Here is a 13800-nt window from a genome sequence, read left to right as displayed (position 1 = left end):
CCGCGGCCCTGGTCCTCGTCGCCATGGTCTGGAACCGCGCCACCGGCCGCCGCTACCCGTTCCGTCTGCCGGCGGAGACAAACGCGGCCGAGCCGGCGCCGCGGCTCGGCCTGTCGACCGAGGAGCTCGGGTCGCTCCTGTCGCGGTTCAACCAGGCGACGAATCTCGGCGTCGCCGACCTCGGCCGCCTTCTCGCCGCGGCCGAGGCGGAGGCGGCGGGGCACCGCTTCGACGGGACCACCTGCGCCGACATCATGACCGCCGATCCCATCATCGCGCGGCCGGAGATCCCGGTGGCCGAGGCGGCGCGGCTGTTCCTGACGCACCGGATCAAGTGCCTGCCGGTCGTCGAGGGGGACGGACGGCTGACGGGGCTGCTGTTCCAGGCGGACCTGCTGGACGTGGTGGCCGGCGTCGGTCGCGCCGTGCGGCGTTCGCCCCGGCGGCGGACCGTCGGCGACGCGATGCGCCCGGCGACGGGCGCCGTGCCCCACGACATGCCGGTCGGCCGCCTCCTCAACCGGCTGGCCGCCGATGGCAGCGAGGTCGTGCCGGTGGAGCGGGAGGGGTGGCTCGCGGGCATCCTGACCCGCTCGGACGTCATCCGCCTGCTCCTCCGGGGGGCGGAGGAGCGTCCTTCGATCCGCTGACCGAAAGCGCCGCCTGCTGCCGCCTGCGCGAGCGCGGCCACGTCGGTTTTCCGCCTGTCCCGCCGAGGGTGTCATTTCGCCCCGTCCCGCAGAGGACCCCGATAAGGCCGTCCGCCCCTTCATCGGCACAACCGCCGCCGTTTCCGTCGGCGAATGAAGTAGGACATCCGCCTTCTCAAGCGACGGGGGCGCGGTGCCATTCGAAGCCGGTCGGCCCGATGGCGGAGGCGGAGTTCCGCCGGCCGCCCGGCCGCGTGTCGGGAACACGGGGAGGGGCGCGCCGGTTCAAGAGGTCCACGCTCCAGGAGTTGAGCCATGACCTTCAGAACAACGCTTCTAGCCGCGACCGTCGCCGCCGGCGCGATGACCGCCGCCTTCGCCCAGACCGACGCGGCCCCCGTCACCGATCCGGCGGAGTTCGCCGCGATGGCGGCCTCGTCCAACAGCTTCGAGATCGAGTCGAGCAATCTGGCGCTCGATGCCTCGGAGAGCGAGGAGGTCCAGGCCTTCGCCCAGCGCATGATTGACGACCACACCGCCGCCGGCGAGGCGATGATGGCCGCCGCCGAGACCGATGGCGTCGAGGTCCCCGAGGGCCTCAACGAGCAGCACCAGGAGATGCTGGACGGGCTGCAGGGCCTCACCGGAGAGGAGTTCGACCAGGCCTACCTCGACGCGCAGGTGACGGCTCACGACGAGGCCGTGGCGTTGTTCGAGGGCTTCTCGACCGAGGGCGAGGACAGCGCGCTGAAGGCCTTCGCCGCAGAGACGCTGCCGACTCTGCAGGAGCATCAGGCGATGGTGGCCGATATGGCCGGCATGTCGGACGGCTGAGGCAGACGTCCGGATCGGCGCGGGCGGGTTCCTGCGCCGATCCCTCTCGCAGCACCCTGTGCCGCCGCGATGATTTCCATCTTGCGAGGGCAACTCTGCTGGGCGTCGGGCGAAGACCCCTCCGGGCGGTCAGTCCAACGGCAGAACCAGCCGATAGCGCAGGCCGCTCTCGGCGAACGCGAGGTCGGCCGACGCACCNGCTGTTCCTGACGCACCGGATCAAGTGCCTGCCGGTCGTCGAGGGGGACGGACGGCTGACGGGGCTGCTGTTCCAGGCGGACCTGCTGGACGCGGTGGCCGGCGGCGGTCGCGCCGGGCGGCGTTCGCCCCGGCGGCGGACCGTCAGCGACGCGATGCGCCCGCCGGGGGGCGCCGTGCCTCACGACATGCCGGTCGGCCGCCTCCTCAACCGGCTGGCCGCCGATGGCAGCGAGGTCGTGCCGGTGGAGCGGGACGGCCGGCTCGCGGGCATCCTGACGCGGTCGGACGTCATCCGCCTGCTGCTCCGGGGGGCGGAGGAGCGCCCTGCAATCAGTTGACCATGAGCGCCGCGTGCGGCCCTCAACGCAGGATGCCCAGGCTCCCGACCTCCGTTCCGACAGGGCCCGCCAGATCGCTGATGGAATCGTGCAGAAGCTCCAGCACGTAGGGCGGGTTGTGGGCGTAATTGCCCGGGTCGGACGTCACCAGCTTCCAGTTGTAGGCGGCGCGCAGAAGACGCGGCGTCCAGCCGTCGTAGGCAACGAGTCCGTCAGGCCCTTCGTCGGCCCGATCGTCGCCGTTCGCATCGACGAAGAAGTAAGGATACCGGGTGCCGTCGTAGACGATCGGACGCCCGGCGACGAGGGCGGCATAGTCCTCGATCAGCTGCAGCAGCAGGGCCGCGTTGGCGCGGATGTCGGAACTGATCCCGGCGCGGGTGTCGCCGCTTCCGTCGTAGCTCTGCCGGGCGATGCGGATCGCCTCGGGGCTGTCCTCCTGGTGGCAGGTGAGGCAGGGCTCGAACGCGACCTCGAGCGTGTGCGGCTCGTGGCAGGAATTGCAGGTCGAGACCGGGCGGGCATGGAAGAACCGGCCGGAATAGTCCGCGCCGTCGTAGTGGTAGCCGGCGCCGCCATAGCCGCCGAGCCACGTCGCGGCGGCGGTGGCGTAGTGCGGATTGATGAAGCGCAGCTCCGGGCTCGGGCTGTCGACCTCCATCCCGGCGATCGCCTCCTCCACATCGACACCCGCGGTCCGGCCCTGGTGACAGGTCATGCAGGCCGCCTCGACACCAGTAACCGGATGCTCCAGGCCGCTGGGGAAGGTGACAGTCTCGACCTCGGCAAGGCCTGCGTTGTGACAGGTGCCGCAATCGACGACCCCGCCGGTATCGATCGGTCCCTCGACGATGCCAGCCTCACTGCCGTCGAGGCCGTGCCAATCGCGGAACCCTTCGCCCGAGTGGCAGGTGGCGCAGGCGGGCGAGATGGCCTCGTCCGCGTCCCAGTGGCGGAACGCCTCGGCCGCGGCGTCGGCGTGGGCGGACCGGAACCAGTCGGCGATGGCCTGCTGGTTCTCGATCGGGATGTCCTCGGGATTGAACGGACCCGACTCCGGAAGGGCGAATGGGACGATCGCTTCGTCCAAAGGCGCCGCGTCGCCGGCGTCCTGCGCGACCGTGACTGCGCCCTGCGTCAGGAAGAGGACCATGCTCGCCACTGCGAGTATAGCGGGGAAACGAGTATGTCTGCCTTGCATGTCGGGTCGCCTCCGGGGTTGTGACGATCTGCCGCTTTCACTGAATCGCGCTGATGGTAGGATATCACGGAAACGCGAGAACTCAGAGGAAAGCCCTAGGGACGCGATGTCGCACGTCGCAGGTTTGACGCCCGTGGTCGCCACTCCGCCCGCCGTCGGCGAGGGCTGGAGCACGATTGTGACCGAGGAGGCGGGGATCGCCGCCCCTCCCGGCCACGACCTTCGCGTGACGCTTCTGGCGGACGAAGGCGCGGTCGTCGCCGAAGGAGAGCCGGTCGCATGCCTGCGCGATGCGCCGGACATCTGCCTCGTCGCGCCGATGCCGGCGCGCGTCGCGCGGATCGCGCTGAGGTCGGGACGGCGGCTTGGGGAGATCGTCCTGTTCAGGGAGGCGGGCGGCGACGTCGCGGGGTTCGACACGGGCCGGGCGTCGGAGGAATACGGCCTGCGCACGCTGATCCAGTCGGCGGGCCTGTGGCCGGCGCTGCGCCGCCGGCCCTTCGGCGGGATGCCCGCCGGCGGCGAAAGGCCGATCGCCATCGTCGTCATGGCGACCGATACCCGGCCGCTCGCCCCCGACCCGCGGCGCGCGGTCGAAGGCAAGGAGGAAGAGCTGGCACGCGGCCTCGACGCGCTAGCCATTCTGACCGACGGGCCGGTCCTGATCTGCCGGCAGAAGGGCGATCCGCTGACCGGGCCGGGGGCGGGGCGCGGCCGCGCGCGCGAGATCGTCTGCGGCCCCCGTCACCCGCAGGGGGCGGCCGGGCTGCGCATCCACGAGCTGGCCCCGGCGACGATCGAGAGCCCGGTCTGGGACTGCCATGTCGAGGATGTCGCGGCGCTCGGCGCGCTCCTGGCAACAGGCCGGGCGCAGATGCGTCGGCATGTCCATGTGGCCGGCCCGGCGCTGCGCGAGAGCCGGAGCGTCCTGACCCAGCCGGGCGCGGATCTGCGGGGCCTCACCTACCGAGTGGCGGCGCCCGGGCCGCATGTCCTCCTGTCCGGCTCAGCCCTCGACGGACGCGAGGCGCGCTGGCTCGGTTTCCGGGACCGGCAGGTGACGGCGCTGCCTCGGGCAGCGCGAGCCGGCCCGCCGCACTGGTTGATCGCCGCCCTGACCCGCTCCGCGCGGCCCCGGCCGATCATCCCGACCGCCGCCCTGACGCAGGCCTTCGGCGGCGCACTCCCGGCGGCGGCCTTCGTCCGCGCGCTGAGCGCAGGCGACGACGAGACGGCGATGTCCCTCGGCGTGCTGTCCCTGCTGGAGGAGGACGTCGCGCTGGCGGACTACGTGCTCGGTGGAGACGCGCAGCTCGGCCGACTGCTGCGCGGCATGCTGGACCGGATCGAGACGGAGCTGGCGGCGTGATCCGCGGGCTCTGGGACCGCGAGACGGTTGCGTCGCTCCTCGTCGCCGCCCACCTGCCGCTCGCCCTGTTCTGGCTCTGGTATGGCGGGGCGGAGGCCGTGGCGACGGTCCTCCTCGCCGCCCTGGTCCTCGCCGGCTGGCATCTGGTCTTCCTGCTCGCCCGGGCGCAGCCGCCCTCGCTGTCCGGCATCGTGACGGCGCTCGCGGTCGCCGTGCTGGTGCCCCAGGACCTCGGCGCCGTCCGCCTGGTCCTCGGGATCAGCTTCGGCGCGGTGATGGGAGAGCTGGTGTTCGGCGGCTGGGGCCGAAACGTCGTCAACCCGGCGACCGTCGCGCTCTCGTTCCTCGGCTTCGGCTTTCCCGCCGCGCCTTGGCCTCATGTGATGGAGCCGGTGGCGTGGGCCGCGCTCGCGACGGGAGTGCTCGGCATCGCGGCCGGGATTATGCCGGCGGGCGTGTTTCTCGGCGCCGCCCTCCTTGCCGGCGTGGCGGGCGCGGCCGGCGCGCTTCCGGCCGAGGAGCTCCTCGCCGGCGGACTGGTCCTCGTCCTGCTGCTGGGCGATCCGGTCACGGCTGCGGGAACGGCTCTGGGTCGCTGGCTGCACGGCGGCCTCTACGGCGGCTTGCTCACGCTGTTCGCCCTCGGCTGGGAGGGGGGCGCGCCGGTGCAGATGGCGGTGGCGGCGGCGCTGCTGGCGTCGCTCGCCGCGCCGCTCCTTGACGAGATGGCAATCACCCTGTGGCTGGCCCGACGGCGGAGGCGACATGGCGGGACCTGACCGCAATCCCTGGCGCCGGTTCCTGGCGCTGCCGAACGAGAGCCGGGCCAAGACCGTCGGGATTGCCTTCCTCGTCTCGGCTGTCTGCGCGATCGCGGTAAGCGGCGCGACGGTCCTTCTCCGCCCGATCCAGACCGCGAACCGCGCCGCGGAGGAGCAGGCCCGGATCGAGGCGCTGGTGCGCGGCGTGCCGGGCATGTCCGCCCTGCTGGAGCAGTCGGGCGGAACGCTCACCACCGTCGTCCTCGACCTCGGCACGGGCGGCGCTGCCGCTGAGGTTACGCCCGAGACGCTGGAGGCGGCGCTTGCGGACGCCGCCAACTGGACCGCCCTCGACGCCGGGGGCGACCTCGCCGGCCTCGGCCAGCGGCCGGACTACGCGCAGGTCTACCTGCTCCGCGAGGGCGAGGACGTCTCCCTCGCCCTCCTGCCGATGAGCGTGCAGGGCTACAACGGCCGGATCGACGCGATCCTCGCGCTGCGGGGCGACATGAACACCATCGCCGGCCTCGCGGTCACCCGCCACTCCGAGACCCCGGGCCTCGGCGCGCGGATCGAGGAGCCGTCCTGGCAGGCGGACTTCCCGGGCACCGAGGTCCGGGACGAACGCGGCGAGATGCGCTTCGCGGTGGCGCGGGGCGAGGCGTCGACGCCGTTCGAGGTGGACGGCATCACCGGCGCCACGCGCACCTCGACCGCGATCGAGCGCATGGTCCGCTTCTGGCTGGGACCGGACGGCTACGGCCCGTTCCTGCGCGCCGTCGAGCGCGGGGAGTTCTGAGCCATGGCCCGGTCCTTCTCCTTCTGGCCGACGCTGACCGAGCCGCTGATCCGGCAGAACCCGGTGACGCTGCAGATCCTCGGCCTGTGCTCCGCGCTCGCGGTGACGACCTCGCTGGCGACGGCGCTGACGATGTCGGCCTCGCTGACCGTCGTGCTGACCCTCGCGGCGGGGATCATCAGCCTGATCCGGCGGCACATCCCGACGACGATCCGCCTGATCGTGCAGATCGTGATCGTGGCCTCGCTGGTGATCGTGATCGACCAAGTCCTGCAGGCCTACCTCGTCGAGATCAGCCGCGCACTGTCGGTCTACGTCGCGCTCATCACCACCAACTGCCTCGTGCTGGGCCGGACGGAAGCCTATGCCAGCCACAACGGCGTCGTCCCCTCGATGGTCGACGCCTTCGGCAACGGCCTCGGCTATTCGCTGGTCCTGACGATCATCGGCGGGGTCAGGGAACTGTTCGGTCGGGGCGAGCTCCTGGGACGGCAGGTCCTGCCGCTGGCTGAGGACGGCGGCTGGTTCACGCCCCTCGGCCTGATGCTGCTTGCCCCTTCGGCCTTCTTCCTGCTCGGCCTTCTCGTCTGGGCAATCCGCTCTGTCCTGCCCGAGCAGGCCGAGGCGGCTGAGCACGTGCCCCCCGCCACCGCGGAGCCCGCGGAATGACCGAGGCGTGGATCCTCTTCCTGCAAGCGGCCTTCGTCGACAATATGCCGCTTACCCTGTTCCTCGGCCTGTGCACCTTCCTGGCCCTGTCCCGGCGGAGCGAGAGTGCGATCGGCCTCGGCATCGCGATGACCGGCGTGCTCGGCGTGACGGTGCCGCTGAACCACCTGATCTACCACGGCCTGCTCGCCCCCGGCGCCTGGGCGTGGGCGGGCCTGCCCGAACTCGACCTGTCCTACCTGTCGCTGCTGGCGTTCATCGGCGTCATCGCGGCGACGGTCCAGCTGCTGGAGATGCTGCTCGACCGGCACTTTCCGGCGATCCACGTCGCCTTCGGCGTGTTCCTGCCCCTTCTGACCGTGCAGTGCGCGATCCTCGGCGGCAGCCTGTTCATGGTCGAGCGCAGTTACACCCTGCTGCAGGCCACGGTCTTCGGGCTGGGCAGCGGCGTCGGGTTCGCCGTGGCGGTGACGATGCTGAGCGCGATCCGCGGACGGCTGGCCTATGCTGACCTGCCGGACGGGTTGCGCGGCCTCGGCATCGCGTTCGTCCTCGCCGGGCTGCTGTCCCTGGGCTTCTCCGCGTTCGCGCAGATGGCGGCCGCGTCATGACCGAGATCGCGATCGGCGGACTGACGATGGTGGTCCTCCTCGTGGGGCTGACGCTGTTCCTGCTCGCGGTGCGGCAGCGGCTGGTGCCTTCGGGCGGCGTGGACATCACCGTGAACGGCGGCACGCACCTGACGGCAGAGCGCGGTGCCCGCCTCCTGGCCGTCCTGCACGGGGCGGGCATCCGCATCCCCGCCGCCTGCGGTGGCGCCGGCACCTGCGGCCTGTGCCGGGTGACGGTGACCGGCGACGGCGCGGGAGAGCCGCAGGCGACCGAGCGGGGGGTCCTTTCGCCGAAGGAGCGGCGCGCCCACGTCCGCCTCGCCTGCCAGACCAGCCTGCGCGGCGACTGCGCGGTGGCGGTGCCGGACGACATCCTGTCCGCCGGCGGCGGCGTCACTTGCACCGTCGCCTCGACGCGGATGCTGGCGCCGCTGATCCGCGAGATCGTCCTCGACCTGCCGCCCGGACAGCCGGACGCCTTCCGCGCCGGCGACTTCATGCAGATCACCGCGCCGCCCTACCGGCTCGACTTCGCGGACCTCGACCTGCCCACGGCCTTCCGCGAGACGTGGCAGATCGCCGGTTGGACGGCGCTGAAGGCCGCCTCGGAGACCGCCGTGACGCGCGCCTATTCCCTCGCCAGCCGGCCCGAGGACCGGGGCCGCGCGGTCTTCAACATCCGCCTCGCCGTCCCTCCGGCTGGGCGCGAGGACGAGGTGCCGCCCGGTCAGGTCTCGTCCTGGCTGTTCTCGCTGCGGCCCGGCGATCCGGTGGAGGTGTCGGGCCCCTTCGGCGACTTCCACGTCCAGCCGACCGGGCGCGAGATGGTGTTCGTCGGCGGCGGCGTCGGCATGGCGCCGCTGCGCGCGATGATCCACCAGGAGCTCGGCCGCGGCACCCCCCGCCGCATCCGCTATTTCTATGGTGCGCGCACCGCCTCGGACCTGTTCTACGTCGACGAGTTCGAGGCGCTGGCGGCGCGGCACGCGAACTTCACCTGGACGCCGGCGCTGTCCGATCCGGCCCCAGGCGACCGCTGGACCGGTGCGACGGGCTTCGTCCACGAGACGCTGCGCGCCGAGATGGCGGCCCACTCCGCCCCGGAGGAGTGCGAATACTACCTCTGCGGCCCGCCGGTGATGATCTCGGCCGTGCTCGCGACGCTGGCGCGGCTGGGGGTCGAGCCGCAGCGCATCTTTCACGACGATTTCGGAGTGTAGGCGATGTCCCCTGTTCCCGTCCGACCGACCCGCCGGACCGTCCTCCTGGGCCTGGCGGGGGGTATCCTGTCGGCGCCGGCCATCGCCCGCGCTGCCGCCGTCCGGGCGGTCGGCGGTCAGACGTTCGGCACCACCTGGTCCCTCACCGCGGCCGAGGGCGCGGCGCTGGACGACCTCGGGGCCGGGATCGAGGCCCTGTTCCGCCGCTTCGACCGCGCCCTGTCACCGTGGCGACCGGACAGCGAGATCAGCCGCTGGAATGCCGCGCCGGCCGGCTGGCGAGCGGCAGACGGAGAGTTTGCCCGCGTCGCCCGCGCGGCCCTCGACCTCGCGCGGGACAGCGCGGGCTGCTTCGATCCCACCGTCGGGCCGTTGGTGGCGCGCTGGGGCTGGGGGCCGATCGAAGGGAGCGGAGAGCCGAACTGGCGCGGCGTGATCGTGGGCGGCGGAGGGATCGGCAAGGCCCGCGATGGGCTGACGCTCGACCTCTGCGGCATCGCCAAGGGCCGGGCGCTGGACCTCGCGGCCGGCCTGGTGCGGGAGGCGGGGCTGCGGGACGCCCTCCTCGACCTCGGGGGCGAGCTGGTCGCGCTCGGCCGGCACCCGTCGGGCCGGGAGTGGCGGGTCGCGGTGGAGGCGCCGGCGCCGGGCGCCCCGGCGCCGGCGGCGCTGCGCCTGCCCCCTGGCGCGGCGGTCGCGACGTCGGGCCTGCGGCACCAGAGCTACGCCCTGGGCGGGCGGACCTGGGGCCACATCATCGATCCGGCCTCCGCGGCGCCGGCCTCCGGCGCGCTGCGCAGCGTCACGGTCCTCGGCGAAAGCGCGATGCTGGCGGACGGCTGGGCGACTGCCCTCTTCGCCGCCGGCGACTCGGCCGGCCCGGCGCTGGCGCGGGAGCGGGGCCTGTCGGCGCTCTTCGTCTCCGGTCCGGCCGCCCCGTTCCGGCTCGACGCAACCGGCGGGATGGAGGACCATCTCCTGTGACCGGGACGCGCCCATGACCGAACTGCTCCTCGCCATCGTCGTCGTCGTTCTGTCCGCGGCAGGGCTGGGCCTCGGCCTCGCGCTGGGACGCGGTCCCGCGCGGTCCAGTTGCGGCGCCGCCGCCTGTCGCCCCGAGACCCGCTGCGACACCTGCCCGCTGAAGCGCGCGGCGACGGCCACGGGGGACGAGCGATGAGCCGGATCAGGGTCCGGGACATCATGCGCACCGACCACCCCGTGCTTTCTCCGGAGACGCCGATGCGCCGGGCGGTCGCGACCCTGGTCGAGGCGCGGACCTCGGCCGCGCCGGTGCTGGACGAGACCGGCCGCCTCGCCGGCCTGCTGACGCAGAAGGACTGCTTCCGCCCGGCCCTGCAGGCCGGCTACCACGCCGAATGGACGGGCCGCGTCGCCGACCACATGACCCGCGCGGTCATGACCATCGACGCGGAGGAGGAGATCGTGGTCGCGGCGGAGACCTTCCTTCAGCGCGCACACCGGGTGCTGCCGGTGACCGACGCGGCCGGCCTCTGCGGCATGCTGCATCGCTCCGACGTCCTCGCGGCGCTGCTGCGGGCGGGATAGGCGCCGGTCAGCGTCGCCCGTCGCCGGCGCGTCGGACGGCAAGGCCGGTCAGCAGCGGGCCGACCACCTCGAACGCCACTGTCGCGGTGATCGTCACCGCCAGGATCGGCTCGCCAAGCTCCGGAAACCGCTCGGCGGCGACGAGCGCCATGCCGACCGCGACCCCGGCCTGGGGCAGGAGGCCGAGACCGGTCCAGAGCCCGTCATGCCCCGGCTGCCGGGTCAGGAGATCGCCGAGCCAGCCGCCCACCAGCCGCCCCGCGATCCGCAGCCCGATGTAGAGAACCACCAGCCAACCCGCCTGCGGCAGGTAGCTCATGTCGAGCGAGCCGCCGGCCAGCACGAAGAACAGCAGCATGAACGGCCATTCGATCTGCTGGATCTCGTGGAACGGCTGCTCGTGGTGGCGCGCGAGGTTCGCCACCACCGCGCCGCAGGTCATGCCGGCGATCAGGTAGGACACTTCCAGCCACAGGGCGAGGCCGACCGTCAGGAGAACCACGCCGACAGCCTCGATCAGCGTCGGCTCGCCCGGGCGGAGGCGCCCCGTCAGCGCCGCCGCCGGCACCCCGAGGACGACGCCGAGAAGGACGCCGCCGCCGACGTCGCGCAGCCCCACGGCGATCGAGTCGCCCATGCCGGCGCCGGTCATCATGTCGAGTGCCGCCAGGATCAGGCTGAAGGCGAGGACGCCCCAGACGTCGTCGATCGCCACGATCCCGAGAATGTTGGCCGAGAAGGGCGTCGTGGCTCCGCTCTCCCGCACCACGTCGCGGGTCGCCGCGGGGTCGGTGGCCGTCGCGATCCCCGCCAGCGCCAGCGCCACGACGAGCGGGGCGCCGGCAAGCAGCAGGCCGCCGCCGACAAACGCGGCGGTGGCGAGGACGACCGTCACCGAAAGCGTGAGGATCTGCCGCCCGCGCTCGCGCAGGGCTGCTGTATTCAGCGTGCCGCCGAGGAGGAAGGCGACCATCGAGAGCGCGATCGGAGCGTACGCATCGTTGGCACTTGCGATGTCGAGCGGCAGCAGGTCGAGAACGGGCGGCCCGACGACCACGCCGAGCAGGATCAGAAGGCTGACCCGCGGCACGTGCATGCGCCTCCCCAGTGCGTCGAGCGCCAGCCCAGCGAGGAAGACCACGCCGAGCGCGATCAGGACGATGTCGAGGTTCATCTGATACCTCTCCCGCCCACTGGCAGACGGATATCGCCCGCACCGCGCGGAAAGGCCGCCGCGCAGGGGTCGGTCGCCACCGGCGGTTTCATCCCATCTCCGCGCCGCGCGCGATCAGGGTGTCGGTCGCCGGGTCGCGGACCAACGCGGCCGTGAACGCGCCGAGGCCGGTGAAGGACAGGTCGCGCGCGTTGGCGCCAAGGGCGATCAGATCCGGCGAGAAGCGGCGCATCTCGCGCACCAGGCTTTCGCCCGCGGCGTCATGGACCAGCTCCACCTTCGGCAGGGACGGCGGCAGCAGCTCGGCCCAGGCGGCGGCCTGCGCGGCCGTCTCCCGCTCCACGGCGCGGGCGTAGGCGGACCTGCGGCCACCGGTCAGCCCCTCGAACGGAGCGATCCAGGCGTGGAAAAGCCGGAAGGTCGCATCGGAAGCGAGGATCAGCGCCTTCTCGACGGCGTGGCGGCAGGCCGGGACGAACGTGACCGGACTGAGCACCCGCTGGTAAGGGCCGAGAGCCGGGGCGACCACCAGGAGGACCGGCTTCAGCGACCGGGCCACGACGTTCTCGACCGTGGTCGGCCGCATCCTGTCGAACACGCCCCTGCTGCGATGCCGACCCACGACGACGAGGTCGGCATCCCCCTCGTTGACCGCCTCCACCAGGCGAGAGAGAGGGTCCCCCCGCTCCACCACGATCTCGTGCTCCACCTCGCCGGCGATCGCCGCGACGGCCGCTTCGAGGTGGCCCCGGCTCCTCTCGACGATGTCCGCGACCAGCTCTTCGGGCCCGCCGTCGTCGACGACCGTCAGCACACGGACCCGGGCCCCGTGTTCGCCCGCCAGGCGGAACGCCCGCTGGAGGGCGCGATCCGATCGCTCCGACAGGTCCGATGCGACAAGGAGGGAAGTCAATGCCATCTCATGCTCTCCGTCATCGAGGCCAAGGAGAAGGCCCCTGCGACGCTCACGTTACCTCGTTGGAGGCGGGAGGCGTTTGATCCAGATCATCCGCCGAGGCCAGTTTGGACAGTCAAATGGCCGATCCGGGGCACGATATGCCTTTTGAGCGGCGGGTCGCGGAGCCGGCCCCGGAGTCCACCAAGCCTTGGCGGGACGTCGGGCGAAGACCCCTCCGGGCGGTCAGTCCAACGGCAGAACCAGCCGATAGCGCAGGCCGCTCTCGGCGAACGCGAGGTCGGCCGACGCACCCGGATCCTCGCTGATGACGTGCTCCAGGAGGCGCGTGCCGAAGCCCCGCGAGCCGGGCGCCGCGACCTTCGGCCCCCCCTCCTCCTGCCAGGTCAGCACCAGACAGTCCCTGCCGTCCCGGCTTTCCGTTCTCCAGGAAAGGCTCACCTTGCCATCGGGCACGGACAGCGCGCCGTACTTCGCAGCGTTGGTCGCCAGCTCGTGGAGCGCGAGCCCGATCATCCGGCCGTTGTGAATCGGCAGGCGAAGCGGCCCGCCCTCCATCGCCACCGCGTCCGGCCGATCCGCCCGGATCGGCGCGAGAATGGAACTGGCGAGGCCGTGCAGGTCCAGGGCGTCCGCGTCCGCGTCGACCGAGAGGCGGGAACTCGCCGCCAGCGCGTCGAGCCGCCCCCTGAGGGCCGTGCGATACTCGGTGGCCGAACGCCCCTCCGTCGTGGTCTGTGATACCAGCGCGTTCACCAGCCCGAGCAGGTTCTTCATCCTGTGATTCAGTTCGCGGATGATCAGCCGCTGGAACTGCTTCTCGCGCCACTCCTCGGTGATGTCGCGGACAAGGCCGGTGGCGCGGGTGGCGGTGCCGTCCGGCGTCGTCTCGGTCGTGCCCGAGGCGTGGATGCGGCGTTCGGTGCCCGTCTTCCGCCGGAGCCTGAAGGTGACGTTGAAGGGCCGCAGATCCCTTCCGCTTCGGGCGACTGCCTCCGTGATGATCTCCCGGTCCTCCCGGGGCACCCGGGCGAACCAGTCGTTGCCGTCCCGCTCGTCCTCATCCAGATCCATCAGTTCGCGTCCCCGGGCGTCCCACTCGGTCCGTCCGGTCGACAGGTTCCACGTGCCCCAGCCGAGGTCGGACGCCGCGGTCGCGAGGGCCAGCGCGTCCTTGGCGGCCCGCAGGTCCGATTCCGTCGCCCGCTGTTCGGTGACGTCGATGTTCACGCNGACCATGCCGACGAAGCGGCCGTCCTCGTTGAAGCGGGGGGCGGCCGACGTGTGAAGACGGCGGTAGACCCCGTCCGCGCGCCGGTACCTGGCTTCGACGTCCATCGGTGTGCGATCCCGCATCGCCCGGGAGAAGGGCTCCGCCAGCGCGTCCCGATCGTCGGGGTGAAGGGTGCGGCCCCAGTCGAACCGGGCGAGGTCGTCGATGTCCACGCCCCAGAACTCGCGCTGCCTGCGGTTGAGGAACACGCATTT

At 72.3% G+C, this 13800-nt stretch carries 16 protein-coding genes; 12 read left to right on the top strand and 4 right to left on the bottom strand.

Annotated features, from left to right (window positions below; translation table 11 throughout):
• From A37W_RS21795 to A37W_RS24640, 3 genes are all read left to right on the top strand, one after another.
• Positions 1-650: CBS domain-containing protein (locus A37W_RS21795; protein ID WP_040754001.1), on the top strand; the 650-nt coding region annotated here is incomplete at its 5' end.
• 315 nt (positions 651-965) lie between these two features.
• Positions 966-1484, top strand: a complete 519-nt coding sequence (locus A37W_RS0112475; RefSeq protein ID WP_018303375.1) for a DUF4142 domain-containing protein — start codon at positions 966-968, stop codon at positions 1482-1484.
• On the top strand, positions 1481-2023 hold the full coding sequence (locus A37W_RS24640; protein WP_156169139.1) for a CBS domain-containing protein: 543 nt from the start codon (positions 1481-1483) through the stop codon (positions 2021-2023). The genes A37W_RS0112475 and A37W_RS24640 overlap by 4 nt, the downstream gene beginning before the upstream one ends.
• A gap of 22 nt (positions 2024-2045) precedes the next feature.
• Here A37W_RS24640 and A37W_RS0112465 read toward each other — a convergent pair whose 3' ends face one another.
• Positions 2046-3176 carry a cytochrome c3 family protein gene (locus A37W_RS0112465; protein ID WP_156169137.1) on the bottom strand — a complete coding sequence of 377 codons (1131 nt, stop codon included), beginning with the start codon at positions 3174-3176 and terminating at the stop codon, positions 2046-2048.
• A gap of 181 nt (positions 3177-3357) precedes the next feature.
• Between A37W_RS0112465 and A37W_RS0112460 the strand changes: the two genes are divergently transcribed.
• Genes A37W_RS0112460 through A37W_RS0112420 form a run of 9 tightly spaced genes read left to right on the top strand, consistent with a single transcriptional unit; the run spans position 3358 to position 10222 of the window.
• Entirely contained in the window at positions 3358-4593 is a 1236-nt protein-coding gene (locus A37W_RS0112460) for a Na(+)-translocating NADH-quinone reductase subunit A (protein ID WP_157236485.1), read from the top strand.
• Entirely contained in the window at positions 4590-5372 is a 783-nt protein-coding gene (locus A37W_RS0112455; RefSeq protein ID WP_018303371.1) for an RnfABCDGE type electron transport complex subunit D, read from the top strand. The genes A37W_RS0112460 and A37W_RS0112455 overlap by 4 nt, the downstream gene beginning before the upstream one ends.
• The gene (locus tag A37W_RS0112450) at positions 5359-6153 is read left to right on the top strand and encodes an FMN-binding protein (RefSeq protein WP_018303370.1); all 795 of its coding nucleotides are present in this window, start codon (positions 5359-5361) and stop codon (positions 6151-6153) included. The genes A37W_RS0112455 and A37W_RS0112450 overlap by 14 nt, the downstream gene beginning before the upstream one ends.
• A 3-nt stretch (positions 6154-6156) precedes the next feature.
• Complete coding sequence (locus tag A37W_RS0112445) at positions 6157-6822, top strand: NADH:ubiquinone reductase (Na(+)-transporting) subunit D (protein WP_018303369.1); 666 nt, start codon at positions 6157-6159, stop codon at positions 6820-6822.
• The gene (gene nqrE, locus A37W_RS0112440; protein WP_018303368.1) at positions 6819-7433 is read left to right on the top strand and encodes an NADH:ubiquinone reductase (Na(+)-transporting) subunit E; all 615 of its coding nucleotides are present in this window, start codon (positions 6819-6821) and stop codon (positions 7431-7433) included. Before A37W_RS0112445 ends, nqrE begins: the two co-directional genes overlap by 4 nt.
• Positions 7430-8653, top strand: coding sequence for an NADH:ubiquinone reductase (Na(+)-transporting) subunit F (gene nqrF, locus A37W_RS0112435; RefSeq protein ID WP_018303367.1), 1224 nt, complete (start codon positions 7430-7432; stop codon positions 8651-8653). Before nqrE ends, nqrF begins: the two co-directional genes overlap by 4 nt.
• A gap of 3 nt (positions 8654-8656) precedes the next feature.
• Positions 8657-9637 carry an FAD:protein FMN transferase gene (locus A37W_RS21790; RefSeq protein WP_018303366.1) on the top strand — a complete coding sequence of 327 codons (981 nt, stop codon included), beginning with the start codon at positions 8657-8659 and terminating at the stop codon, positions 9635-9637.
• A 13-nt stretch (positions 9638-9650) separates the two neighbouring features.
• Entirely contained in the window at positions 9651-9833 is a 183-nt protein-coding gene (locus A37W_RS0112425) for a hypothetical protein (protein WP_018303365.1), read from the top strand.
• Entirely contained in the window at positions 9830-10222 is a 393-nt protein-coding gene (locus A37W_RS0112420) for a CBS domain-containing protein (RefSeq protein WP_018303364.1), read from the top strand. Before A37W_RS0112425 ends, A37W_RS0112420 begins: the two co-directional genes overlap by 4 nt.
• A gap of 7 nt (positions 10223-10229) precedes the next feature.
• Here A37W_RS0112420 and A37W_RS0112415 read toward each other — a convergent pair whose 3' ends face one another.
• The 3 genes from A37W_RS0112415 to A37W_RS21785 all read right to left on the bottom strand — a co-directional run bounded on the left by A37W_RS0112415 (position 10230) and on the right by A37W_RS21785 (position 13794).
• Positions 10230-11396 carry a cation:proton antiporter gene (locus A37W_RS0112415; RefSeq protein WP_018303363.1) on the bottom strand — a complete coding sequence of 389 codons (1167 nt, stop codon included), beginning with the start codon at positions 11394-11396 and terminating at the stop codon, positions 10230-10232.
• 88 nt (positions 11397-11484) lie between these two features.
• On the bottom strand, positions 11485-12315 hold the full coding sequence (locus tag A37W_RS0112410; protein WP_018303362.1) for a universal stress protein: 831 nt from the start codon (positions 12313-12315) through the stop codon (positions 11485-11487).
• Positions 12316-12537: 222 nt separating this feature from the next.
• Positions 12538-13794: a PAS domain-containing protein gene (locus tag A37W_RS21785; protein WP_437437304.1), complete on the bottom strand. Its 1257-nt coding sequence runs from the start codon at positions 13792-13794 to the stop codon at positions 12538-12540.
• Positions 13795-13800 lie beyond the last annotated feature (6 nt).

Origin of the sequence: Wenxinia marina DSM 24838 (assembly GCF_000379485.1) — a bacterium.
GTDB lineage: Bacteria > Pseudomonadota > Alphaproteobacteria > Rhodobacterales > Rhodobacteraceae > Wenxinia > Wenxinia marina.
This window is presented reverse-complemented; position numbering and strand designations above follow the sequence as displayed.